The organism is Rhodanobacter sp. FW104-R8, assembly GCF_001617365.1.
Lineage (GTDB): Bacteria > Pseudomonadota > Gammaproteobacteria > Xanthomonadales > Rhodanobacteraceae > Rhodanobacter.
This window is the reverse complement of sequence record NZ_LVJR01000025.1, coordinates 1-21842: the sequence shown is the minus strand read 5'-3', so window position 1 is coordinate 21842 and position 21842 is coordinate 1. Positions and strand designations below refer to the sequence as shown.

The 21842-nt window shown below is 70.0% G+C and carries 20 protein-coding genes and 1 pseudogene; 17 read left to right on the top strand and 4 right to left on the bottom strand.

Translation table 11 applies throughout. From position 1 onward, the window contains the following. Positions 1–66 precede the first annotated feature (66 nt). From sdhC to lpxK, 13 genes are all read left to right on the top strand, one after another. The gene (gene sdhC / locus RHOFW104R8_RS07125; protein ID WP_068095744.1) at positions 67–462 is read left to right on the top strand and encodes a succinate dehydrogenase, cytochrome b556 subunit; all 396 of its coding nucleotides are present in this window, start codon (positions 67–69) and stop codon (positions 460–462) included. Beyond that, positions 459–872, top strand: a complete 414-nt coding sequence (gene sdhD, locus RHOFW104R8_RS07120; RefSeq protein WP_068095745.1) for a succinate dehydrogenase, hydrophobic membrane anchor protein — start codon at positions 459–461, stop codon at positions 870–872. Before sdhC ends, sdhD begins: the two co-directional genes overlap by 4 nt. 4 nt (positions 873–876) lie before the next feature. Next, positions 877–2664, top strand: a complete 1788-nt coding sequence (gene sdhA, locus RHOFW104R8_RS07115) for a succinate dehydrogenase flavoprotein subunit (protein ID WP_068095746.1) — start codon at positions 877–879, stop codon at positions 2662–2664. 99 nt (positions 2665–2763) lie between these two features. Continuing rightward, positions 2764–3546: a succinate dehydrogenase iron-sulfur subunit gene (locus RHOFW104R8_RS07110; protein ID WP_068095748.1), complete on the top strand. Its 783-nt coding sequence runs from the start codon at positions 2764–2766 to the stop codon at positions 3544–3546. A gap of 206 nt (positions 3547–3752) precedes the next feature. Further along, positions 3753–4001, top strand: a complete 249-nt coding sequence (locus tag RHOFW104R8_RS07105; RefSeq protein WP_068095750.1) for a succinate dehydrogenase assembly factor 2 — start codon at positions 3753–3755, stop codon at positions 3999–4001. Then, complete coding sequence (locus tag RHOFW104R8_RS07100; protein ID WP_068095752.1) at positions 3973–4413, top strand: protein YgfX; 441 nt, start codon at positions 3973–3975, stop codon at positions 4411–4413. Before RHOFW104R8_RS07105 ends, RHOFW104R8_RS07100 begins: the two co-directional genes overlap by 29 nt. Before the next feature lie 97 nt (positions 4414–4510). Next, entirely contained in the window at positions 4511–5752 is a 1242-nt protein-coding gene (locus tag RHOFW104R8_RS07095) for a lipoprotein-releasing ABC transporter permease subunit (RefSeq protein ID WP_068095753.1), read from the top strand. Positions 5753–5759: 7 nt separating this feature from the next. Further along, complete coding sequence (lolD, locus tag RHOFW104R8_RS07090) at positions 5760–6458, top strand: lipoprotein-releasing ABC transporter ATP-binding protein LolD (RefSeq protein ID WP_068095754.1); 699 nt, start codon at positions 5760–5762, stop codon at positions 6456–6458. A 130-nt stretch (positions 6459–6588) separates the two neighbouring features. Further along, positions 6589–8889 carry a DNA internalization-related competence protein ComEC/Rec2 gene (locus RHOFW104R8_RS07085; RefSeq protein WP_068095773.1) on the top strand — a complete coding sequence of 767 codons (2301 nt, stop codon included), beginning with the start codon at positions 6589–6591 and terminating at the stop codon, positions 8887–8889. Positions 8890–8988: 99 nt separating this feature from the next. Beyond that, positions 8989–9639: a MotA/TolQ/ExbB proton channel family protein gene (locus tag RHOFW104R8_RS07080; RefSeq protein ID WP_068095755.1), complete on the top strand. Its 651-nt coding sequence runs from the start codon at positions 8989–8991 to the stop codon at positions 9637–9639. A gap of 8 nt (positions 9640–9647) precedes the next feature. Next, entirely contained in the window at positions 9648–10079 is a 432-nt protein-coding gene (locus RHOFW104R8_RS07075) for a biopolymer transporter ExbD (protein WP_068095758.1), read from the top strand. Next, complete coding sequence (gene msbA / locus RHOFW104R8_RS07070; protein ID WP_068095760.1) at positions 10076–11860, top strand: lipid A export permease/ATP-binding protein MsbA; 1785 nt, start codon at positions 10076–10078, stop codon at positions 11858–11860. The genes RHOFW104R8_RS07075 and msbA overlap by 4 nt, the downstream gene beginning before the upstream one ends. Positions 11861–11870: 10 nt before the next feature. After that, positions 11871–12854, top strand: coding sequence for a tetraacyldisaccharide 4'-kinase (lpxK, locus tag RHOFW104R8_RS07065; protein ID WP_068095762.1), 984 nt, complete (start codon positions 11871–11873; stop codon positions 12852–12854). On the opposite strand, the gene hutI is transcribed toward lpxK, so the two are convergent. The 3 genes from hutI to RHOFW104R8_RS07050 are packed head-to-tail and all read right to left on the bottom strand — an operon-like array spanning position 12840 to position 17149. Further along, positions 12840–14069: an imidazolonepropionase gene (hutI, locus tag RHOFW104R8_RS07060; RefSeq protein WP_068095763.1), complete on the bottom strand. Its 1230-nt coding sequence runs from the start codon at positions 14067–14069 to the stop codon at positions 12840–12842. The two genes, lpxK and hutI, sit on opposite strands and share 15 nt — an antisense overlap. Before the next feature lie 25 nt (positions 14070–14094). Then, a complete protein-coding gene (locus RHOFW104R8_RS07055) occupies positions 14095–15564 on the bottom strand; it encodes a chloride channel protein (RefSeq protein ID WP_068095764.1) in 1470 nt (489 codons plus the stop codon). 25 nt (positions 15565–15589) lie between these two features. After that, positions 15590–17149 (bottom strand): bifunctional GNAT family N-acetyltransferase/carbon-nitrogen hydrolase family protein, encoded by a 1560-nt coding sequence (locus RHOFW104R8_RS07050; RefSeq protein ID WP_068095765.1) that lies wholly within the window; start codon positions 17147–17149, stop codon positions 15590–15592. Positions 17150–17232: 83 nt separating this feature from the next. On the opposite strand from RHOFW104R8_RS07050, the gene RHOFW104R8_RS07045 reads away from it, so the two are divergent. The 3 genes and pseudogenes from RHOFW104R8_RS07045 to RHOFW104R8_RS17940 all read left to right on the top strand — a co-directional run bounded on the left by RHOFW104R8_RS07045 (position 17233) and on the right by RHOFW104R8_RS17940 (position 19697). Next, positions 17233–18600, top strand: coding sequence for a formimidoylglutamate deiminase (locus tag RHOFW104R8_RS07045; protein ID WP_068095767.1), 1368 nt, complete (start codon positions 17233–17235; stop codon positions 18598–18600). A gap of 109 nt (positions 18601–18709) precedes the next feature. Beyond that, positions 18710–19099: pseudogene (locus RHOFW104R8_RS17995) on the top strand (multidrug resistance efflux transporter family protein); the annotation flags it as partial. A gap of 109 nt (positions 19100–19208) precedes the next feature. After that, positions 19209–19697: a multidrug resistance efflux transporter family protein gene (locus RHOFW104R8_RS17940; protein WP_255373815.1), complete on the top strand. Its 489-nt coding sequence runs from the start codon at positions 19209–19211 to the stop codon at positions 19695–19697. A 51-nt stretch (positions 19698–19748) separates the two neighbouring features. Here RHOFW104R8_RS17940 and RHOFW104R8_RS07035 read toward each other — a convergent pair whose 3' ends face one another. Then, a complete protein-coding gene (locus RHOFW104R8_RS07035) occupies positions 19749–20042 on the bottom strand; it encodes a GYD domain-containing protein (RefSeq protein ID WP_068095769.1) in 294 nt (97 codons plus the stop codon). Positions 20043–20360: 318 nt separating this feature from the next. Between RHOFW104R8_RS07035 and RHOFW104R8_RS07030 the strand changes: the two genes are divergently transcribed. Next, on the top strand, positions 20361–21647 hold the full coding sequence (locus RHOFW104R8_RS07030) for an MFS transporter (RefSeq protein ID WP_235604345.1): 1287 nt from the start codon (positions 20361–20363) through the stop codon (positions 21645–21647). The last annotated feature ends 195 nt before the right edge of the window (positions 21648–21842 follow it).

The window sequence follows — 21842 nt, the reverse complement described above, 5'->3', positions numbered from 1 at the left end:
CCGTTGCGTATCAGGACAGGGGAAGGTGCGGCATGGGCATCAGCGATTCCACACAGGATAGCCGCCATGGCAGATACGCAACGACCGCTCTCCCCGCACCTGCAGGTATACAGGTGGCAGATACAGATGGTGACTTCCATCTTGCATCGCGCCACCGGCGTCGCCCTTGCCGTGGGCACGCTGTTGGTGGTCTGGGGGATTCTGGCGCTGGCCTCCGGCGAGGCGGCCTTCGAGCAATTCAAGACCTGCACCGGCAGCCCGGTCGGCCTCATCCTGCTGGCGGGCTGGAGCTGGGCGCTCAGCTATCACCTGTGCAACGGCATCCGCCATCTGGTGCAGGACACCGGCGCGGGCTACGCGATTCCCCAGTTCGTGCGTTCGAGCTGGTTGTCGGTGATCGGCAGCATCGTGCTGACGGTCGCCATCTGGGCCTGCGTACTGATCCATGGAGGTGCGGCATGAACCTGCGCGCGGGTACCGACGACGTGCGCAGCCAGCTGCGCCACCCGATGAAGCATGCGCGTGGCCTGGGCTCGGCGCAGCATGGCGTGGATCACTGGTGGACGCAGCGCGTCACCGCCGCCGCGCTGATCGCGCTCGGCCTGTGGTTCGTGGTCACCGTGCTCTCCCTGCTGCATGCCGACTACGCCACGGCGAAGGCCATGGTGGCCAGGCCGTGGAATGCGCTGCTGCTGATTCTGTTTGTGGTCACCGCGTTCTGGCATGCCGTGCTCGGCTTGCAGGTGGTGATCGAGGATTACGTGCACACCCGCTGGAAGGAAGTGGTGCTGCTGGTGGCGATCAAGTTCCTCGCGGTGCTGGGTGCGCTCGCGGGCGTGCTGGCCGTGCTGCGCATCGCATTGGGAGTCTGAAACCGTGGAAAGCTACAAGATCCAGCAGCACAAGTACGATGTAGTGGTGGTCGGCGCCGGCGGCGCTGGCCTGCGCGCCACCTTCGGCCTCGCCGAGAAGGGCCTGAAGGCTGCCTGCGTCACCAAGGTGTTCCCCACCCGCTCGCATACCGTGGCGGCGCAGGGCGGCATCGCCGCCGCGCTTGGCAACATGGGCGAGGACGACTGGCGCTTCCACTTCTACGACACCGTGAAGGGCGGCGACTGGCTGGGCGACCAGGACGCGATCGAGTACATGTGCAAGAACGCGCCGCAATCGGTGATCGAGCTCGAGCACTACGGCGTGCCGTTCTCGCGCACCGAGGACGGCCACATTTACCAGCGTCCGTTCGGCGGCATGACCACGCACTACGGCAAGGGCACCGCGCAGCGCACCTGTGCCGCCGCCGACCGCACCGGCCACGCCATCCTGCATACGCTGTACCAGCAGGCGCTGGCGCATGACGCCGCCTTCTTCGTGGAGTATTTCGCCACCGACCTGATCTTCGACGAGGAAGGCGTCTGCCGCGGCGTGCTGGCTCTGGACATGAACGAGGGCACGCTGCACGTCTTCCGCGGCCAGGCCGTGGTGCTGGCCACCGGCGGCTACGGACGCGCCTACTTCAGCGCAACTTCCGCGCATACCTGCACCGGCGACGGCGGCGGCATGGTGCTGCGCGCGGGCCTGGCGCTGCAGGATCTGGAGTTCGTGCAGTTCCATCCCACCGGCATCTACGGCGCGGGCTGCCTGATCACCGAGGGCGTGCGCGGCGAGGGCGGCTACCTCACCAACTCCAAGGGCGAGCGCTTCATGGAGCGTTACGCACCCAGCGCGAAGGACCTGGCCTCGCGCGACGTGGTCAGCCGCGCCATCACCATCGAGATCCGCGAAGGCCGCGGCGTGGGCGAACACAAGGACCATGCCTTCCTCAACCTGATGCATCTCGGTCCGGAAGTGATCCACGAGCGCCTGCCGGGCATCGCCGAGTCGGCGCGCATCTTCGCCGGCGTGGACGTGACCAAGGAACCGATCCCGATCCTGCCCACCGTGCACTACAACATGGGCGGCATCCCCACCAACTACCACGGCGAAGTGGTGCAGAAGAAGGGCGACGACGTCGACGCCGTGGTGCCGGGCCTGTTCGCCATCGGCGAGGCAGCCTGCGTGTCGGTGCACGGCGGCAACCGCCTGGGCTCCAACTCGCTGCTCGACCTGGTGGTGTTCGGTCGCGCGGTGGCGCACCGCTGTGCCGAACTCATCAAGCCGGGCGCCGCGCACAAGGATCTGCCGGCCAGCGCGCTGGACAAGGCGCTGGCCCGCTTCGACGGCCTGCGCCACGCCAATGGCGAGCTGCCCACCGCGCAGATCCGCCTCGACATGCAGCGCACCATGCAGGCCGATGCCGCGGTGTTCCGTACCGGCGAGACGCTGAAGGAAGGCTGCGGGAAGATCGACGCCGTGCACGCCTCGTTCAAGCAGGTGCGCGTCAGCGACCGCTCGATGGTGTGGAACTCCGACCTGGTCGAGACGCTGGAACTGGCCAACCTGCTGGACCAGGCCGTAGGCACCATGCACTCGGCCGAACAGCGTCCGGAGAGCCGCGGCGCCCACGCGCGCGAGGACTTCCCCGAGCGCAACGACGCCGAATGGATGAAGCACACGCTGGTGAAGGTGGACGAGAACGGCAAGACCAGCTTCGACTATCGTCCGGTGCACATGTTCACCCTCTCCGACGAGGTCGAGGTGGTGCCGCCGAAGAAACGCGTGTATTGAGCAAGAGCCGGGATCGGGATGCGGGATGCGGCACAGCCGGCTCCCGCACCGCGTTGACCGTATCCCGAATCCCGTATCCCGAATCCCGGACGTAAAACCATGGGCGAGTTCAGCTTACCGAAAAATTCCAAGATCCAGCCGGGCAAGCACTGGCCGGCGAAGGACGCGAAGAAGCCGCGTACCTTCCGGATCTATCGCTGGAGTCCGGACGACGACCAGAACCCGCGCATCGACACCTACGAGGTCGACCTGGCCGCGTGCGGTCCGATGGTTCTGGACGCGCTGCTGAAGATCAAGAACGAGATCGACCCCACGCTGACCCTGCGCCGTTCCTGCCGCGAGGGCATCTGCGGCTCGTGCGCGATGAACATCGACGGCACCAACACGCTGGCCTGCATCTGCGCCATCGACAAGGCGGCCTCGGGCGACGTGAAGATCTACCCGTTGCCGCACATGCCGGTAGTGAAGGATCTGGTGCCCGACCTCACCCATTTCTACGCCCAGTACGCATCGATCAAGCCGTGGATCCGCACGCAGAGTGCGGTGCCCGACAAGGAGCGCCTGCAGTCGCCGGAAGACCGCAAGAAGCTCGACGGCCTGTACGAGTGCATCCTGTGCGCCTGCTGCTCCACCAGCTGCCCCAGCTACTGGTGGAACGGCGACAAGTACCTCGGCCCGGCGATCCTGCTGCAGGCCCACCGCTGGATCGTCGACAGCCGCGACGAAGCCACCGGCGAGCGCCTGGACGACCTGGAAGACCCGTTCAAGCTGTACCGCTGCCACACCATCATGAACTGCACGCGCACTTGCCCGAAGGGACTGAACCCGGCCAAGGCGATCGCGGAGATCAAGAAGCTGATGGTGGAGCGGCGTTCCGCGTAAGCCGCGTCGTCGCGAAGCGGCGACACCGTGTTCCTTCTCCCTCCGGGGAGAAGGTGCCCGCAGGGCGGATGAGGGGCGGGTGTTCGCGGGAAAGATAGTCGAAGCTTTCTTTCCGGCGCAGGTATGCCGCAAGATTGACCCCTCACCTCAATCCTCTCCCCGGCGGGGAGAGGAGGCAAAGGAGGCGCTACGCGCGCTTTGATCTTATGGACGCTGCACGCATCAAGCGCCTGCGCTGGCGCACCCGCCGCGGTACCCGCGAGCTGGACGCGCTGTTCGGCGGCTGGCTGGATGACTGTTTTGCCGGTGCGGGCGAAGCGCAGCGGCAGGCGTTCGACGAACTGCTCGACGTGCAGGACCCGGACCTGTGGGACTGGGTGATGGGCCATGCACGCCCCGAGCGGGCGGACTGGCAGGCGATCATCGATGACATCCGCGCCCGCCATCGGCTTTGAGTACCGGCCGTCGCGGTGGCTGCGGCGGGCCCTGGTCCTGGTCGCCGCGCTGGCGGTGCTGGCGGTGGCGCTGAGCGCGCTGCCCGCGTGGCTGAAGCTGCTGCTGGCGGTGGCCGTGGCGCTGGCGACCTGGCGCCGGTTGCGCCGGCTCGCCGCGGATCCCGTCACGGCCGCCGGCTGGGGTGCCGACGGCGCCTGGACGCTGCACCTGCGCAGCCACGAAGACGTACCGGCCACGCTGGCCTCGTTCCGGGTGTACGGCGTGTTCTTCGTGCTGCTGCGCCTGCGCACGGCGGAGCAGGGCGCGCAGGCATTGCTGCTGGTGCCGGACAACAGCGACGCGGACATCCGCCGTCGCCTGCGCATGCGCCTGGCGACCGTGCAGCCCGGCGAGGCCGTGCCGCGCCTTTGACCGGGCGGCAACTTCAACGCTCCAGCGCGGTCCGAACGAATACCTGATAATGCCCGTCCGGGCGGCCCGCCCTGCGATCCCCACAAGCGACCCGCCCATGTTCCGACCGCTCGAACTCTTCATCGGCCTGCGCTACACCCGCGCCAAGCGGCGCAACCAGTTCATCTCTTTCATCTCCACCGTGTCGATCGTGTGCATCGCGATCAGCGTGGTCGCGCTGATCACGGTGATGTCGGTGATGAACGGTTTCGACTACCAGATGCGCTCGCGCATCCTCGGCGCGATCTCGCATGCCACCGTCTCCGGCGTCGGCCAGAGCGTGCAGGACTGGCCGCGCGCATTGCAGGTCGCCGAGGCGAACCCGCACGTGCTCGGTGCCGCGCCTTACGTGGAGAGCGAGGCAATGCTGCTGGCGCGGCGCTCCAGCGGCGCGCTGGTGCGCGGCATCGAACCGGCGCAGGAGCCGAAGGTCGTCGACATCGACAAGCACATGATCGAGGGCAAGCTCGGCGAACTGACACCGGGCAGCTGGAACATCGTGCTGGGCCGCGAGCTGGCGATGACGCTCGGCGTGGCCGTCGGCGACCGGGTCACCATGGCCGTGCAGCAGCTGCGCGCCACGCCGATGGGCAGCGTGCCGCGCATGCGCAGCTTCCACGTGGTGGGCACGTTCGAACTGGGCATGGAGCAGTTCGATTCCGGCCTGGCCCTGGTCAACATGGGCGATGCCGAGAAGCTCAACGACCTCGACGGCCCCACCGGCATCCGCCTCAAGCTCGACGACCTGTTCAACGCCCGTCCGGTCGCGCGCGAGCTGGCCGACCAGCTGGGCCAGGTCTACCGGGTGCAGACCTGGATGGACACCAACGCGAACCTGTTCGCCGCGCTGTCGATGGAAAAGATGGTGATGTTCATCATCCTGTCGCTGATCATCCTGGTCGCGGTGATCAACCTGATCTCGATGCTGATGATGCTGGTCACCGACAAGCAGGCCGACATCGCGATCCTGCGCACGCTCGGCGCCACCCCGCGCAGCATCATGGGCATGTTCATGGTGCAGGGCGTGCTGGTGGGTTTCGTAGGGATCGGTTTCGGCGTGGGCTTCGGCTCGCTGCTGTCGTGGAAACTGCCGGGCATCATCAAGTGGATCGAGCACACCTTCCACGTCACCTTCCTGTCGCCGGACGTCTACTACATCAGCGAGGTGCCGAGCCGCCTGCTGTGGAGCGACGTGGGCTGGACCGCGCTCCTGACCTTCGCGTTCTCGCTGCTGGCCACCCTCTACCCCGCGTGGCGCGCCTCGCGCACGCAGCCGGCGCAGGCGCTGCGCTATGAATAAGGCCGTCATGAACCCAACGACCGAAAACGTGCTGCGCGCCAGCCACGTCGCCAAGACCTACGACGAGGGCGGCCTGCGCACCGACGTGCTGAGCGACGTCAGCTTCACCCTGAAGCGGGGCGAGACGATGGCGATCGTCGGCGCTTCCGGTTCGGGCAAGAGCACCCTGCTGCACATCATCGGCGGGCTGGACACGCTGAGCGCCGGCGAGGTGGAAGTCGACGGCCGCGTGCTGTCGAAGCTGTCCGACGCCGAGCGCGGCCGCGTGCGCAACCGCTCGCTCGGCTTCATCTACCAGTTCCACCACCTGCTGCCCGAATTCACCGCACTGGAGAACGTGTGCATGCCGCTGCTGATCCGCGGCACCGCGATCGCCGAGGCGCAGCAGCAAGCCGTTGCCCTGCTGGAGCGGGTGGGCCTGGGTAGGCGCACGCACCACAAGCCGTCCGAGCTGTCCGGCGGCGAGCGCCAGCGCTGCGCGGTGGCCCGCGCGCTGGTCACGCGACCGGCCTGCGTGCTCGGCGACGAGCCCACCGGCAACCTCGACGAGGGCAATGCCGCGCAGGTCTACGCGCTGATGCTGGAACTCAACCGCGAGATCGGCACCAGCTTTGTGCTGGTCACCCACGACCCGCACCTGGCGGCGAAGATGGACCGCACCCTGGTGCTGCACAACGGTGCGCTGCAGGAAAGCCCGAAGGCCTGAACCCCGCGGGTGAATCCCGCGCTGGTGCGGGCGATGGCGGATGCCGGCGTCCGCCTACGTGTTTTTCATCCGCATCGCCGCCGCCGGGGCGCTAGGCTCGGGGCTCTTCCAGGATGGACGGGCGGGCGGCATGAGGCGATTGACGGCGACCACGGCGGCCGTGGCCCTGCTGGCCGGCGTGCTGCTGGTGCAATGGTTGCCGCAGTTGCCGCCGCGCTGGTGCCTGGGCCTGCCGTTGCCGATCATCGTCCTGCTGGCTTGGCGCTGCCCGCGCTGGCGCTGGCTCGCCTGGTTGCTGTGCGGCATCGTGTGGGCGGCGTGGCGCGGCGGCCTGGCGATGGAGTCGCGGTTGCCGCCGGCGCTGGAGGGGCGCGATCTCGCCGTCGTCGGCACCATCGCCGACCTGCCGTTGGCGCACCCGGATGCCAGCCGCTTCACGTTGCACGTCGAACGGGCCACCGCGGACGGCGAGCCGGTCGCGTTGCGCGGTCGCGTCACCGTGACCTGGTACGAGGACGCGCCGGCGTTGCCGCCGTGCAGCCGCTGGCGCCTGCAGCTGCGCCTGAGGCGGCCGCGCGGGCTGATCGACCCCGGCGGCGCCGACAGCGAACGTTCGGCGCTGGAGCGCGGCATCGTCGCCACCGGCTATGTGCGCGACGATCCCGACAACGCGCCGCTCGGCGGCGCGCCCTGGTGCGTCGACGGCGTGCGCGACGCGGTGGCCCGCGGCATCGCGGCGCGCGTGCCCGACCGCCGCGACGCGGCCCTGCTGCAGGCGTTCGCGGTGGGCGACACGCGCGGGCTGCAGCCGCACGACTGGGCGGTGGCGCGCGCGAACGGGGTCTCGCACCTGATCGCGATCTCCGGCTTCCACGTCGGTGTGGCGGCGGTGTTCGGCGTATGGCTGGCGTTGCTGGTCTACGCGTTGTGGCCGCGGCTGGGCCTGTGGCTGCCGCGGCCGCAGGCGCAAGCCGCGGCGGCGTTGCTGGTGGCCGGCGCGTACAGCGCGCTGGCCGGGTTCGGGCTGCCGACCGTGCGTACGCTGCTGATGATCGCGGTGGTGGCGCTGGCGCGCTGCAGCCGGCGCGCCGGCAGCGGCCCGCAGTCGCTGGCGCTGGCGATGATCGCGATCCTGCTGGCCGATCCGCTGGCGGTGCTGGCGGCGGGGTTCTGGCTGTCGTTCGTGGGCGTGGCGTTCTTGATGCTTTGCCTGCAGTCGCGCGGCCGCGGCCTGCGCGCGTTCCTGCACGAGCTGTCTGCCGGGCAACTGGTGATGACGGTGTCGCTGCTGCCGCTGACCCTGTGGTTCTTCGGCCAGGCCTCGCTGGTGGGCGCGCTGTCGAACCTGGTCGCGGTGCCGGTGGTCAGCTTCGTGATCGTGCCGTCGACCCTGGCCGGCATGCTGATGCTGGGACTGTGCCCGCCGCTGGCCGGGCCGGTGCTGTGGCTGGCAGCGTGGATCGTGCATGCGCAATGGTGGCTGCTGGAGCACCTGGCGACCTGGCCCGGTGCGAACTGGTACCTGCCCGCGGTGCAGTTGCATGCGCTCGCGCTGGCCCTGTTCGGCGCAGTGTGGCTGTTCCTGCCGCGCGGCGTGCCGCTGCGCTGGCTCGGGCTGCTGCTGTTCCTGCCGTTGCTGTGGCCGCCGAACCCGCGGCCGCCGGAGGGAGCGTTCCAGGCCTGGGTGCTGGATGTGGGGCAGGGCCTGTCGGTACTGCTGCGCACCCGCGGGCATGCCCTGGTCTATGACGCCGGCGCGCGCTACCCGTCGGGCTTCGACTTGGGCGAGGCGGTGGTGTTGCCGTCGATCCACGCGCTGGGCATCGCGCGGCTGGACATGCTGATGATCAGTCACGGCGACAACGACCACGCCGGCGGTGCCGGGGCGGTGGCCGGCGCGTTTCCGCGGGCGCAACGCTACGCGGGCGAGCCGTCGCGGATGCGCATGCCGACGCAGCAGTGCGAAGCCGGCCAGGCCTGGCAATGGGACGGCGTGCATTTCCGGGTGCTGGGGCCGGTCCCCGGCGAGGGCGACCGCAACAACGACAGTTCCTGCGTGCTGCTGGTCGAGGGGCGCGGCGGACGCCTGCTGCTGGCCGGCGACATCAGCACGGCGACCGAATCCCGGGTCGCGGCGGCGCTGGGCCCCGGTCCGCGGCCGGTATTGCTGGTGCCGCATCACGGCAGTAAGACCTCGTCCGGAGCGGCCTTCATCGCGGCGCTGCAGCCGCCGCTGGCGGTGGTGTCGGCGGGCTGGCGCAACCGCTTCGGCCATCCGAAACCGGAGGTGCTGGCGCGCTATGCCGACGCCCGCGTGCCGGTATTCAATACGGCGGAACTGGGCGCCATCCCGCTGGATTTCCCCGCCGATGCTCCGCCGCGGCGCGATGCCGGCTGGCGCCAGCGCCGGCCGCGCTACTGGCGCGAATGAGGAATGCCACGCCTGCCGCAGTACGGGCCGGCGGGACTGCTATGATGCGCGCTTCCTGTCAGGTAGCGCGTCCGGGGTCGAAAAGTGCTGGAGATTCTGATGGCTGGCGGGTGGGCGATGGTGCCCATCCTGATCTGTTCGGCGATTGCCCTGGCGATCGTGCTGGAGCGTTGCTGGACCTTGCGCCGCAAGTCCGTGCTGCCGCCGGGGCTGGGCGAGGAAGTACGCGAATGGGCGCGTTCCGGCCAGCTCGACCCGGGCCATCTCGACACCCTGGCCAACGGCTCGCCGCTGGGCGAGCTGCTGGCCTCCGCCCTGGTCGTGCGCCGGCAGTCGCGCGACCTGATCAAGGAGCGCATCGAGGATACCGGCCGGCATGTCGTCCACCGGATGGAGCGCTATCTCAACACGCTGGGCACGATCGCGCTGATCGGCCCGCTGCTGGGCCTGTTCGGCACCGTGATCGGCCTGATCCGCATGTTCATGGAAGTGATGGCCGGCGGCATCGGCGACCCGGCCAAGATGGCCGGCGGCATCGGCGAGGCATTGATCTGCACCGCGTCGGGCCTGACCGTGGCGATCCCGGCCTATGTGCTGCACCGCTACTTCCGCTCGCGCGTGGCCGGCTACCGCGTGGAGATGGAGAAGCAGGCCACGGCCCTGCTCGACGACCTGACCCTGTCCCCCGCGGCGGCGGTACCGGCGCGCCCGCGGCGCACGCCGGCGCCGTCCGTGCCGGGCGCAGGCTGAGCGCACCCATGCGTATCGGCAACGACCGCCGCGGCGACGACTTCGAGATCAACGTGATCCCGTTGATCGACGTGCTGCTGACCCTGCTGATGTTCTTCGTGCTGACCAGCACGTTCGTGCAGCACTCGCGCCTGCAGGTGACCCTGCCGCAGGCGAGCACGCAGGATCGCGACATGAACGCCCCGGCGCTGACCGTGATGATCGACCGCGACGGCCGTTTCTTCGTGGGCAGCGACGAGGTGATGGGCGAGGGCATCGAGGCGCTGAAGCAGACCATCGCGCGCAACGCGGGCGACGACCGCGAGCGCCAGGTGACGATCCGCGCCGACGCGAACACGCCGCACCAGGACGTGGTCACCGCGATGGACGCGCTGGGCCAGCTCGGCTTCACCCGGCTGTCGATCGCCACCACGCCGAGCAAGCCGGGCCGGGGCAAATGAATGGCGGGAAGGTCGCCGTGTGGGACGCGCAGACCTGGCGCGTCTACGCGCGGTTGCTCGGCTACACGAAACGCTATTGGCTGATGGGGCTGATCGCCCTGGTCGGCATGGTTCTGGATGGCGGCGCACTGGCGGCCTTCACCCAGAAGCTGAAGCCGATGATCGACGACCTGTTCGCGAAGAAGGATGCCTACCTGATTTTCTGGATGCCGATCTGGATCGTCGGCATCTTCGCGGTGCGCGGCATCGGCACCTTCGTCAGCAGCTACGGCATCGCCTACATCGGGCGCAACGTGGTGCAGGCGATGCAGCGCGACGTGTTCGCCGCCTACCTGCGGCTGCCGGCGACGTTCTTCGGCAATGAGCCGTCGGGACAGCAGATCTCGCGCGTCACCTACACCAGCGAGCAGGTGGCCTCGGCGTCCACCGATGCGGTGAAGATCATGGTGACCGAAGGCGTCACGGTCATCGGCATGCTGTACGTGATGCTGAGCAACAGCGCCTACCTGTCCATGGCCCTGCTGGTGATGGTGCCCGCCATTGCCTTCATCGCCACCATGGTGAGCCGCCGCTATCGCCTGATCAGCCGACGCATCCAGGGCATGATGGGGTCGATCACCGGCGCGGTGGACGAGTCGGTCAATGCCCACCACGAAGTGCGCGTCTACGGCGGGCAGCAACACGAGGCTGCCCGTTTCGACGAGGTGACCCACCGTGCCCGTCGGCTCAACCTGAAGATCGCCGCCACCAATGCGACCGCCAGCACCGCCATCCAGTCCGTCGCCGCGGTCGCCCTGGCGGTGCTGGTGTTCCTGGCGACGCGGCCCGACGTGATCGCGAACATTTCCCCCGGCGTGTTCGTCACCGTGCTGACGGCGATGGGGGCGTTGATGCCCTCGCTGAAGCGGCTTGCGAACGTGCAGGCGAACATCCAGCGCGGCGTATCCGCGGCCGAGGACCTGTTCGAGGTCATCGACATGCCGCCGGAAGTCGACCGCGGCACCCGCGAGCTGGTCCGCACGCGCGGCGACCTGCGCTTCGAGGATGTGCGGCTGACTTATCCGCGCAACGATTTCGAGGCCCTGCGCGGGGTCGACCTGGCCTGCGCGCCGGGCACGGTGACCGCGCTGGTCGGGCGTTCCGGCAGCGGCAAGAGCAGCCTGGTCAGCCTATTGCCGCGCTTCTACGAGCCGAGTGCCGGCTGCATCGCGCTGGACGGCGAGGACTACCGCGACTACACGCTGGCCTCGTTGCGCCGGCAGATCGCCTGGGTCGGGCAGGGCGTGGTGCTGTTCGACGACACCGTGGCGAACAACATCGCCTACGGCGAACTGGCCGGCGCCAGCGAGGCGGAAATCGTGGCCGCCGCCGAGGCGGCCAACGCGATGGAGTTCATCGCGCGCATGCCGCAAGGCATCCATACCCAGGTCGGGCAAAGCGGCAACATGCTGTCCGGCGGCCAGCGCCAGCGCATTGCGATCGCCCGCGCGATCCTGAAGAACGCGCCGATCCTGGTGCTGGACGAGGCCACCAGCGCGCTCGATACCGAGTCGGAACAGCTGATCCAGCAGGCCCTGCAGCGCCTGATGCGCGACCGCACCACGCTGGTGATCGCGCACCGCCTGTCCACCGTCGAGGGCGCCGACCAGATCGCGGTGATGGACCAGGGCCGCATCATCGAGCGCGGCAACCACGCCGAGCTGATCGCGCTGGGCGGGCAGTACGCCGCGCTGTACCGCATGCAGTTCCACGACCACGCGGCCGAGCAGGCCGGCGACTGAGGGAGCTTCCATGGCGCTGATCGACACGCTCGAATCAGCCTGGTACGGCGTCGGCCGGGCACCGTGGTGGGCGCGGCCGCTGGCGACGCTGTACGGCGGCGCGGCGCGTCTGCGCCGCGCGCTCTATCAAGCCGGCTGGTTGCGCAGCGTGCGCCTGCCGGTGCCCGTCGTGGTGATCGGCAACCTCAGCGTGGGCGGCACCGGCAAGACGCCGCTGACGATCGCCGTGGTCGAAGCCCTGCGCGAACGCGGTTACCGGCCCGGCGTGGTCAGCCGCGGCTACGGCGGCAGCCGGCGCGAACCGCTGCTGCTCGGCGATGCGCCGGATCCCGCGCAGGTCGGCGACGAACCGTGCCTGATCCGCGCCGGCGGCGTGCCGGTGGCGGTGGGGCGCGACCGCCCGGCCGCGGCGCGGCTGCTGCTCGATGCCGGCTGCGACGTGCTGGTCGCCGACGACGGCCTGCAGCACTACCGCCTGGCGCGCGACGTGGAAATCTGCGTGATCGACGGCGTGCGCCGCTTCGGCAATTGCCGGTTGCTTCCGGCCGGGCCGTTGCGCGAGCCGCTGGCCCGGCTGCAGCGCGTCGACCTGCGCGTGTGCAATGGCGGCCCGGCCGGGGCGGGCGAATACCCGATGCAGCTGCGCGGCGGCGAAACGGTGGCCCTGGCCGATGGCCGGCAGCAGGCGTTGGCGGACTTCAGCGGCCGGCGTGTCCACGCGGTGGCGGCCATCGGCAACCCGCGGCGTTTCTTCGACAGCCTGCGCGTCGCCGGCATCGAGGTCGTCGAGCACGCGTTCGCCGACCACCACGGTTTCGTCCCGGTGGACCTGGATTTCGCGGACGGCCTGCCGGTGCTGATGACCGACAAGGATGCGGTCAAATGCCGGCGCTTCGCCCAGGCGAACTGGTGGCGGGTGCCGGTCCGCGCCGAACTGCCGGCGGCGTTCTTCGCTGCGCTGGCCGAGCGGATCGCGGCCTCATACCGCGGCTGATTCACCGCCGATCCAGATTTCCCGTACCAACGGGCCGCCGGTCCAGTAGCACAGCTCGGCGGGCTGGCGCGCGTTCCACATCGCCAGGTCGGCGCGCTGGCCGACGGCCAGCGTGCCGCGGTCGTGCAGGCCCAGCGCGCGGGCGGCGTTGACGGTGATGCCGCGCAACGCTTCCTCCGGAGTCAGCCGGAACAGCGTGCAGGCCATGCCGGCGGCCAGCCGCAGCGACAGCAGCGGCGAGGTGCCGGGGTTGCAGTCGGTGGCGATCGCGATCGGCACGCCGTGTTCGCGCAGCGCCGCCACCGGCGGCAGCCGCGTTTCGCGCAACGCGTAGAACGCGCCGGGCAGCAGCACGGCGACGGTGCCGGCCTGCGCCATCGCCGCGATGCCGGATTCGCCGAGGTGTTCCAGGTGGTCCGCGGAGAGTCCGCCGTATTCGGCGACCAGCGCCGCGCCACCGAGATCGGACAACTGCTCCGCATGCAGCTTCACCGGCAGGCCGAGCTGTTTCGCGCGCTCGAACACGCGGCGGGTTTCCTCGCGGCTGAAGCCGATGCCTTCGCAGAACGCGTCGACCGCATCGACCAGGCCCTCGGCGGCGAGCGCCGGCAGCATGGCGTCGCAGACCAGCGCCACGTAATCGTCGCGCCGGTCCCGGTATTCCGGCGGCAGCGCATGCAGGCCGAGGAAGCTGGTGCGCACGCCGAGCCCCAGCTCGCGACCGAGCCGGCGCGCCACGCGCAGCATGCGGCGCTCGGTCTCCAGCTCCAGTCCGTAGCCGGATTTGATCTCCAGCGTGGTGACGCCGTCGGCCAGCAACGCCTGGGCGCGCGGTAGCGATTGCGCGAACAACTGTTCCTCGCTGGCGGCGCGGGTGGCGTTGACGCTGGAGACGATGCCGCCACCGGCGCGGGCGATCTCCTCGTAGCTGGCGCCGTTCAGGCGCAGCTCGAATTCGTGCGCGCGGTCGCCGCCGAACACCAGGTGGGTATGGCAGTCGACCAGTCCCGGCGTGACCAGGGCGCCGTCCAGCGACTCGACCGTGGCGGCGAGCGCGCCGGGGGCGTCCGGCAGCGCGTCCATGCGTCCGACCCAGGCGATGCGGCCGTGATGCAGCGCGATCGCGCCGTGCCCGATCAGTCCGTACGGCGCGTCGCCGGCGAACGTGGCCAGGGTGGCATTCAGCAGCAGTCGATCCCAGCGGGTCTCGCTCATGTCGGCACCGATTCCGTGTGGATGCTCAGGGTTGCCCGGGTGCCTGCGGCCGGGTCGGCGCGACCGGCTCGCCGAACGCGCTGGTGTGGCCGCCGGGCGGCAGCGGCTCGTCCGGTTCGTCCCCGGCTTCGTCGGCCGGCGGAGGGCTGGCCTGCCGGCGTTCGAAGTCCTGCACCATGCGTTCGGCGAAATCGCGGTACACCGGCGTGGGGCAGAACAGCGACGACGCGGCGCGGGCGAGCAGGCACGCGGCCATGATCGGGATCACCATGTCCTGGTTGTCGGTCAGCTCCATCGCGATCACCGCCGAGGTCAGCGGCGCGCCGGTGACGCCGGCCAGATACGCGCTCATGCCCAGCAGCACCACCGCGGCGGCGGGAGCGCCGGGCAGGAAGTGCGCGATGTTCTGGCCCAGGCCGGCGCCGACCGCCAGCGCCGGCGAGAAGATGCCGCCGGGGATGCCGGCCCAGTACGAGACCACGTTGGCCGCGAGCTTGGCGATGCCGAAACCCTGGTCCGGCATGCCGGCCGTACCCTGCACGATCGCGCGGGCCTGGTCGTAGCCGGTGCCGTAGACGCTGCCGTGCGTGCATACGCCGAGCAGCGCCAGCGCCAGGCCGCAAGCCGCGGCGAAGGCGACCGGCCAGCGTGCGCGCAGGCGGCCGACCTGCGCCAGCGGGCCGTGCCGGCTGAGCAGGATCAGCCGCGCGAACAGCCCGCCGAGCAGGCCGCCGACCACGCCGGTCAGCAGCACGGCGAGCCAGGCGTGGCCCAGCGGCAGGCTGGCCTCGACTTCGCCGAAGTACGAGTAGTTGCCCATGATGCCCAGCGAAACCACGCCGCCGATGATCACCGCGGTGAGCAGCAGGCCGCTGAAGCGGTGCTCGAAGGTGCCGGCCAGCTCCTCGATCGCGAACACCACGCCGGCCAGCGGCGTGTTGAACGCGGCCGCGATGCCGGCGGCGCCGCCGGCCAGGATGAAGCGCGAGGCAGCCTTGGGGTCGCTGAAGCCGAAGCGGCGGCCCAGCGAATAGAACAGCCCGGCGCTGACGTGCACGGTCGGCCCCTCGCGGCCGATCGAGGCGCCAGCGGCCAGCGCGATCAGGGTCAGCGCCATCTTGCCTGCGGCGATCGGCAGCGCCAGCATCCGCGTGCGGAAACCCGCGTCCTCGACATGCAGCGTGGCGATCACCTGCGGGATGCCGCTGCCGCGGGTGGCGCGCAGGCGCCCCTCGGTGGCCCAGGCGAGCAGGCCGAACACCAGCGGGGTGAGCACCAGCGGGATCCAGCTGCCGTGGCCGAGGATGCCGAGGAACAAGTGGTAGGACCAGGTGCTGGCCTTGGCGAACAGGATCGCCGCCAGCGCCACCAGCACGGCGCCGGACCACAGCACCAGCCGGCGTTTCCAGTGGTGCGGCGCGAAGAATTCGTGGCCGAGCAGCGCCTGCAGACGCGGGTTGGCTGACTTCGCTGCGGGTTCGGGCGACTCGGACATGGCGCGATTATCGCAGACTGCCCCGTCAACGCGGCCGCCAGCGCGTCTCGTACAGGTCGAAGCGGCGGTCCTTGAGGTTCTGCACCGCGCCGGCGTTGCGTGCGCTGGCCAGGCTTTCCAGGCGCAGGTCGGCGAACAGCACGGTCTCGATGTTCGGCGTGGAATCGGCGGCGATGCCGTCGCGCGCGAACGGGAAGTCGCTGGGGGTGAGGATGCAGCTCTGGCCGTACTGGATGTCGAAGTTGTTGACGCCCGGCAGGTTGCCCACGTTGCCGGACAGCACCACGTAGCACTGGTTCTCGATGGCGCGCGCCTGCGCGCAGTAGCGCACGCGCAGGTAGCCCTCGCGCACGTCGGTGCAGAACGGCACGAACAGGATCAGTGCGCCCTGGTCGACCAGGTAGCGCGCCACCTCGGGGAACTCCGCGTCGTAGCAGATCATCACGCCGATCGGGCCGCAGTCGGTCTGCACGGTGGCCGCGCTGTCGCCGCCGGTGATGTTCCACACGTTGCGCTCGCTCGGCGTGGGGTGCAGCTTCTCGCGCTCGTGCAGCGAGCCGTCGCGCAGGCACACGTAGCAGACGTTGTGGATGTCGCCGTTGGCCTGCTCGGTGGGATGGGTGCCGGCGATGATGTTGATGTTGTAGTGCACCGCCAGGCGGCTGAACAGTTCCTTCACCTGCGGCGTGTACTGGCTCAGCTTGCGGATCGACTCCACCGGCGACAGTTCCGTGTTCTCGATCGACAGCAACTGCAGCGTGATCAGTTCGGGGAAGGTGACGAAGTCGGCGCTGTACTCGGCGGCGATGTCGGTGAAGTACTCGACCTGGGTGGCGAATTCCTCGAACGAGGTGATCCGGCGCTGCTGGTATTGCACCGAAGCCACCCGCACCGAGTCGGGCAGCAGCCGTGCCGAGGTGATCGGCGGGATGTCGGGCTGGTCGAGCAGCTGCGGGTTGCGCCAGACCAGGTGCGCCGCGTAGCCCAGCGATTCGTGGTCGGACGGCACGTAGGCGCGCAGCAGGCCGATCACCTCGAAGTCGTTGGACAGCTGGAAGCTCAGCGTGGGGTCGCGCCGGCGGCCCTCCACCACCGCCTGCACGTAGGACGCGGCGTCGCCATAGCGCGCGACGTTTCGCGCCAGCCCCGGGATGCGCCCGCCGAACACGATGCCGCGCAGCTTCAGGTCGACGCACAGCCGCTTGCGCGCCTGGTACAGCCGCTGGCCGATGCGCATGCCGCGGTAGTCCGGATGCACCACCACCTCCATGCCGTACAGCCAGTTGCCGTCCGGCTTGTGGCGCGAACCCATGCCGCCGCCGGTGACCTGCATCCAGGTATGCGGCGCCAGCGCGGTGGCCTCGTCGATACGGAAGGTGGCGCAGTAGCCCACGATCGCGCCCTCGTACTCGACCACGAACTGGCCTTCCGGGAAGTGCGTCTGCTGCGAGCGCAGCATCTCCGCCGAGTGGCCCCATTCGGGCGTGTAGACCCGGGCGGTGAGCTCGACCAGGGCCGGCACGTCGGCGGGCACGGCCTGGCGCAGCAGCAGTTTCGGCTTGTTTTCGCTGTTTTTCCTGACCATCGCCGGAGTATGCCCGCGGCGGGGTGAAGGCGATTTCATCGGGCCGGTTACACTGCGCGGCATCGTCATCCGGAGCCGGAACCATGAGCAGCAACGCCATAGCCCACTTCAAGGCCGGCCACGCGTGGCGCGCCGACGGCTGGCAGGCCGGTGCCGCGCTGGGCGTGGACGCGGGCGGGCGGCTGCAGGCCACGGCGGAGCCGGGCGGCACGGCACTCGGCCGCTGGGTGCTGCCCGGCATGCCGAACCTGCACTCGCACGCGTTCCAGCGCGCGATGGCCGGCCTGGCCGAGCGCCGCGGCAAGGCCGAGGACAGTTTCTGGAGCTGGCGCGAGACGATGTATGCGTTCGCCGCCACGATCGGCCCGGATGAACTCAAGGCGATCGCCGCCCAGCTCTACGTCGAGATGCTCAAGGCCGGCTACACCAGCGTCTGCGAGTTCCACTACCTGCACCACCAGCCGGACGGCACGCCGTACGCACCGGCCGAAGCGATGTCGCTGGCGCTCATCGAGGCGGCGCGCGAGGCCGGCATCGGCCTGACCCTGCTGCCGGTGCTGTACATCAGCGGCGGCTTCGACGGCCGTGCGCTGGTCGCGCGCCAGCGCCGTTTCGGCCATGCCGTCGACGCCTGGCTGCGCCTGCTGGAAACGCTGCGCCGGCAGCAGGGCGACGAGGTGTGCGTGGGCATCGCGCTGCATTCGCTGCGCGCGGTGCCGGAGGCGGCGCTGCGCGAGGTGCTTGCCAGCGAGCTGGCGGCCACCGGCCCGATCCACATCCACCTCGCCGAGCAGGTCGGCGAGGTGCAGGATTGCCTGGCCACCCGCGGCGCGCGGCCGGTGGAGTGGCTGTTCGCGCATGCCGCGGTCGACGCACGCTGGTGCCTGGTGCACGCCACCCACCTCACCGCGGCGGAAACCGCGCAGCTGGCGCGCAGCGGCGCCGTGGCCGGGCTGTGCCCGACCACCGAGGCGAACCTGGGCGACGGCCTGTTCCCGCTGGCCGACTACCTGGACGCCGGCGGCACGCTCGGCATCGGCTCGGACTCGCACATCTCGATCTCGCCGGTGGAGGAGCTGCGCTGGCTGGAATACGGCCAGCGCCTGGCCACCCGCCACCGCAACATCGCGGCGCGGCGCCAGGGCGACAGCGTGGGCGAGACGCTGTGGCGCGCCGCGCTGCGCGGCGGCGCGCTGGCCTCGGGCCGGCCGGTCGGCGAGCTGCGCGACGGGGCGCGCGCCGACCTGATCGTGCTGGACGACGACTCGCCGCTGCTCGCCGCGCGCGACGCGCGCTCGGTGCTGGACAGCTTCCTGTTCGCCGGCAACACGCCGCTGGTGCGCGACGTGATGATCGGCGGCCGCTGGCAGGTGCGCGACTTCCGCCATCGGGACGAGGAGCACATCGCGGCGCGCTACCGCAACGTGGTGGCGCGGCTGGCCGGCGGCTGATCCGCCCGCGGGCGGGCGTGGCGGGGCGGGATCGCGCCCGCCGCGCCATCGCCGGCTACGCAAGCGCGGCGCGATTTGCCAAACTCGGTACTTTGCCCGATGGCGCCGCATGCGTACGAATGCCCTTGCCGCGGTGGGACTGGCGCTGGTCTCGGCGCTGTTCTTCACGCTTACCTACGTGCTCAACCGCAGCCTCGTCGCCGGCGGCGGGCATTGGGCGTGGGCGGTGATCCTGCGCTACCTGATCACGCTGCCGCTGCTGGCCATGGTGCTGCCGCTGCAGGGCGGGCTGGGCGAACTGCCGCGCGAGCTGTGCCGGCATGCCCGGCCGTGGCTGCTGTGGAGCAGCGTGGGTTTCGTGCTGTTCGGCGTGCCGTTGACCTGGGCGGCCAGCAGCGGGCCGTCGTGGCTGGTCGCCGGCAGTTTCCAGACCACCGTGCTGGCCGGGCCGCTGCTGGCGCCGCTGATCTATCGCGACGAGCGGCGCCGGCTGGCCTGGCGCACGCTGGCGCTGGGCGTGCTGATCGTGGCCGGCGTGTTCGCGCTGCAATGGGGCCAATGCGCAGGGCCGGCTGCATGCCGGCGACTGGCTGGCGATCGGCGCGGTGGTGCTGTCCGCGTTCGCCTATCCGCTGGGCAACCGCAAGCTGCTGCTGCACCTGGAGCACTGCGGCAGCCGGCTCAACGCGGTGCAGCGGGTGTTCGGCATGACGTTGTGCAGCTGGCCACTGTGGCTGCTGTTCGCGCTGGTCGCGTGGATCACGGTCGGCCCGCCCACGCCGCGCGAGGCGCTGCTGGCCGGCGGCGTGGCGCTGTCCTCGGGCACCATCGCCACCATCCTGTTCTTTCGCGCCACCGACATGGTGCGCAGCGAGCCGACCGCGCTGGCCGCGGTGGAGGCGATGCAGGCTGCCGAGCTGCTGTTCGCCACCGTGCTCGGCGTGCTGTTCCTCGGCGAGGCCTGGCCGCGCGGCTACGCCGCGTCCGGCGCGCTGGCGATCATCGTCGGCATTGCGCTGTTCGGCTGGGTCAGCGGGCGCGGCGCGGCAGGGCACGACGAGGAAGTGCGCGCCTTGCGCGGCGACCGCAGCGCCTGAGGCGGGAGATATGCCGGCGGTTCGTCCGGTCGGGCCGGCATACCGGTGACGTCAGGGCATCTTGCCGAGGATGGCGGTCATCTCGTCGCTGGAAAAGGCCCGCATGGTCTGCGTCCGGGTATTGCCCAGGCTGCCGATGCTCAGGATGAAAGCGGTTGCCGCCGCCTCGTCGGCTGCTTCGGAGATGATGACGATGTCGTATTTCCCCAGCGTCCAGAAGATCTCCTTGATCTTGACCCCGAACTTGCCGGCGGCCCCCTTGACGGCCTCGGCCCGCTTGGTGGTTTCCTTGATGTTGCGCATCCCCTGATCCGTGAGATGGGTAAGACCGATATAAGTCGCCATGAGCGATCTCCTCGACCGGGTGCATCTTCGACGCGGGACCGGGACACCCCTGCGCCAGCGCCGGCCCCGTGGCGCTGGCCCGTGTCTGATGTTCGATTGCGCAGCGCAGCGGCTCCGGCCGGCATGGGCAGACGGCACCGGATGCCGCGACGAAGCCCCTGCCGTCGGGCGGAACACAGGCGTTCAAGCGTGCGATCTTCCGCCAGCGCATGTATTTCCGGCGTGTAAGATCGGCTCGGGTGCGACGCGCGTTGGCCTTCGTTCGGCCGCACGGCTCTATCCTTGCCAGGTCGACCTACCCAGCAGCAGGCGGATGAGATGAAGAGTGACGTGGAGCCGGGCGCGGCAGAACCACCCACCGTCGAGGCGACCGCGCCGTACATCCACCATGGCACGCCGGCGTTCCGGCAGACCAATCTCGCACTGTTCGCGGCCGGCTTCGCCACGTTCGGACTGCTGTACTGCGTGCAGCCGCTGATGCCGGAGTTCAGCCGGCACTACGGGGTGAGCGAGGCGGGCGCGGCGCTGTCGCTGTCGCTGACCACCGGCGTGCTGGCGTTCGCGATGCTGTTCGCCGGCGGCGTATCGGATGGGTGGGGGCGCAAGCCGGTGATGGCGGCGTCGCTGCTGGTATCCGCGCTGCTGGTGCTGGTTACCGCGGTGATGCCGGACTGGACCGCGCTGCTGCTGGTGCGCACCCTGCTGGGGCTTACCCTGAGCGGACTGCCGGCGGTGGCGATGACGTATCTCGGCGAGGAGATGGACGCCGAGTCGATCGGCTTGGGCATGGGCCTGTACATCAGCGGCAGCGCGGTCGGCGGCATGGGCGGGCGGCTGATCAGCGGCGTGCTGGCCGATTTCTTCGGCTGGCGCATCGGCGTGGCGGTGGTCGGCGTGATCGGCGTGGTGGCCGGGTTGGTCTTCTGGCGCGCGCTGCCGCCGTCGCGGCATTTCACGGCGCGGCCGTTGCACTGGCGCACGCTGCTGGGGCGCTTCGCCGGCATGTTCCGCGACCGCGGCCTGCCGTGGCTGTTCGTCGAAGGCTTCCTGCTGCTCGGCGCGTTCGTCACCGTCTACAACTACCTTGGCTACCGGCTGATGGCGCCGCCGTACAAGTTGAGCCAGGCGGTGGTCGGGCTGATCTTCGCGATCTACCTGATCGGCACGTTCAGCTCGGCGTGGATGGGCCACCTGGCCGGTCAGCTCGGGCGACGCAAGGTGCTGTGGACGGTGTTCGCACTGATGCTGGCCGGGGTGGCGCTGACCCTGGCGCGGCCGCTGCCGCTGATCATCCTGGGCATCGCGGCGATCACCTTCGGCTTCTTCGGCGGCCACTCCATCGTCAGCAGCTGGGTCGGGCGGCGCGCCGGCGCGGCGAAGGCGCAAGCCGCCTCGGCGTACCTGTTTTGCTACTACATGGGTTCCAGCATCGCCGGCGCCAGCGGCGGGCTGTTCTACGCATCGCACGGCTGGAACGGCGTGGCGCTGTTCACCGGCGTGCTGGTGCTGGCCGGGTTGCTGATCGCGCTGCGGCTGTTCTGCTTGCCGCCGCTGGTGAACGTGGCGACGCCGCCGACGCCGATGAGCCGGGGCGCGATGCCGTAGCGCCTGCATCACTCCTCCCCCTGCGCGCAGGGCGAGGTGGGGAGGGGGTGCTTTTGACTTGAAGGATCAGAGCAAGAGCGAACCCCACCCCAACCCTCCCCTGCAAGCAGGGGAGGGAGGGGGTTCTACCCCGTTTTCGCGGACAGTTGAGTTAAGGCCGTAAAGGCCCGGTCCCGAACCTCGATTCTGCGTTGC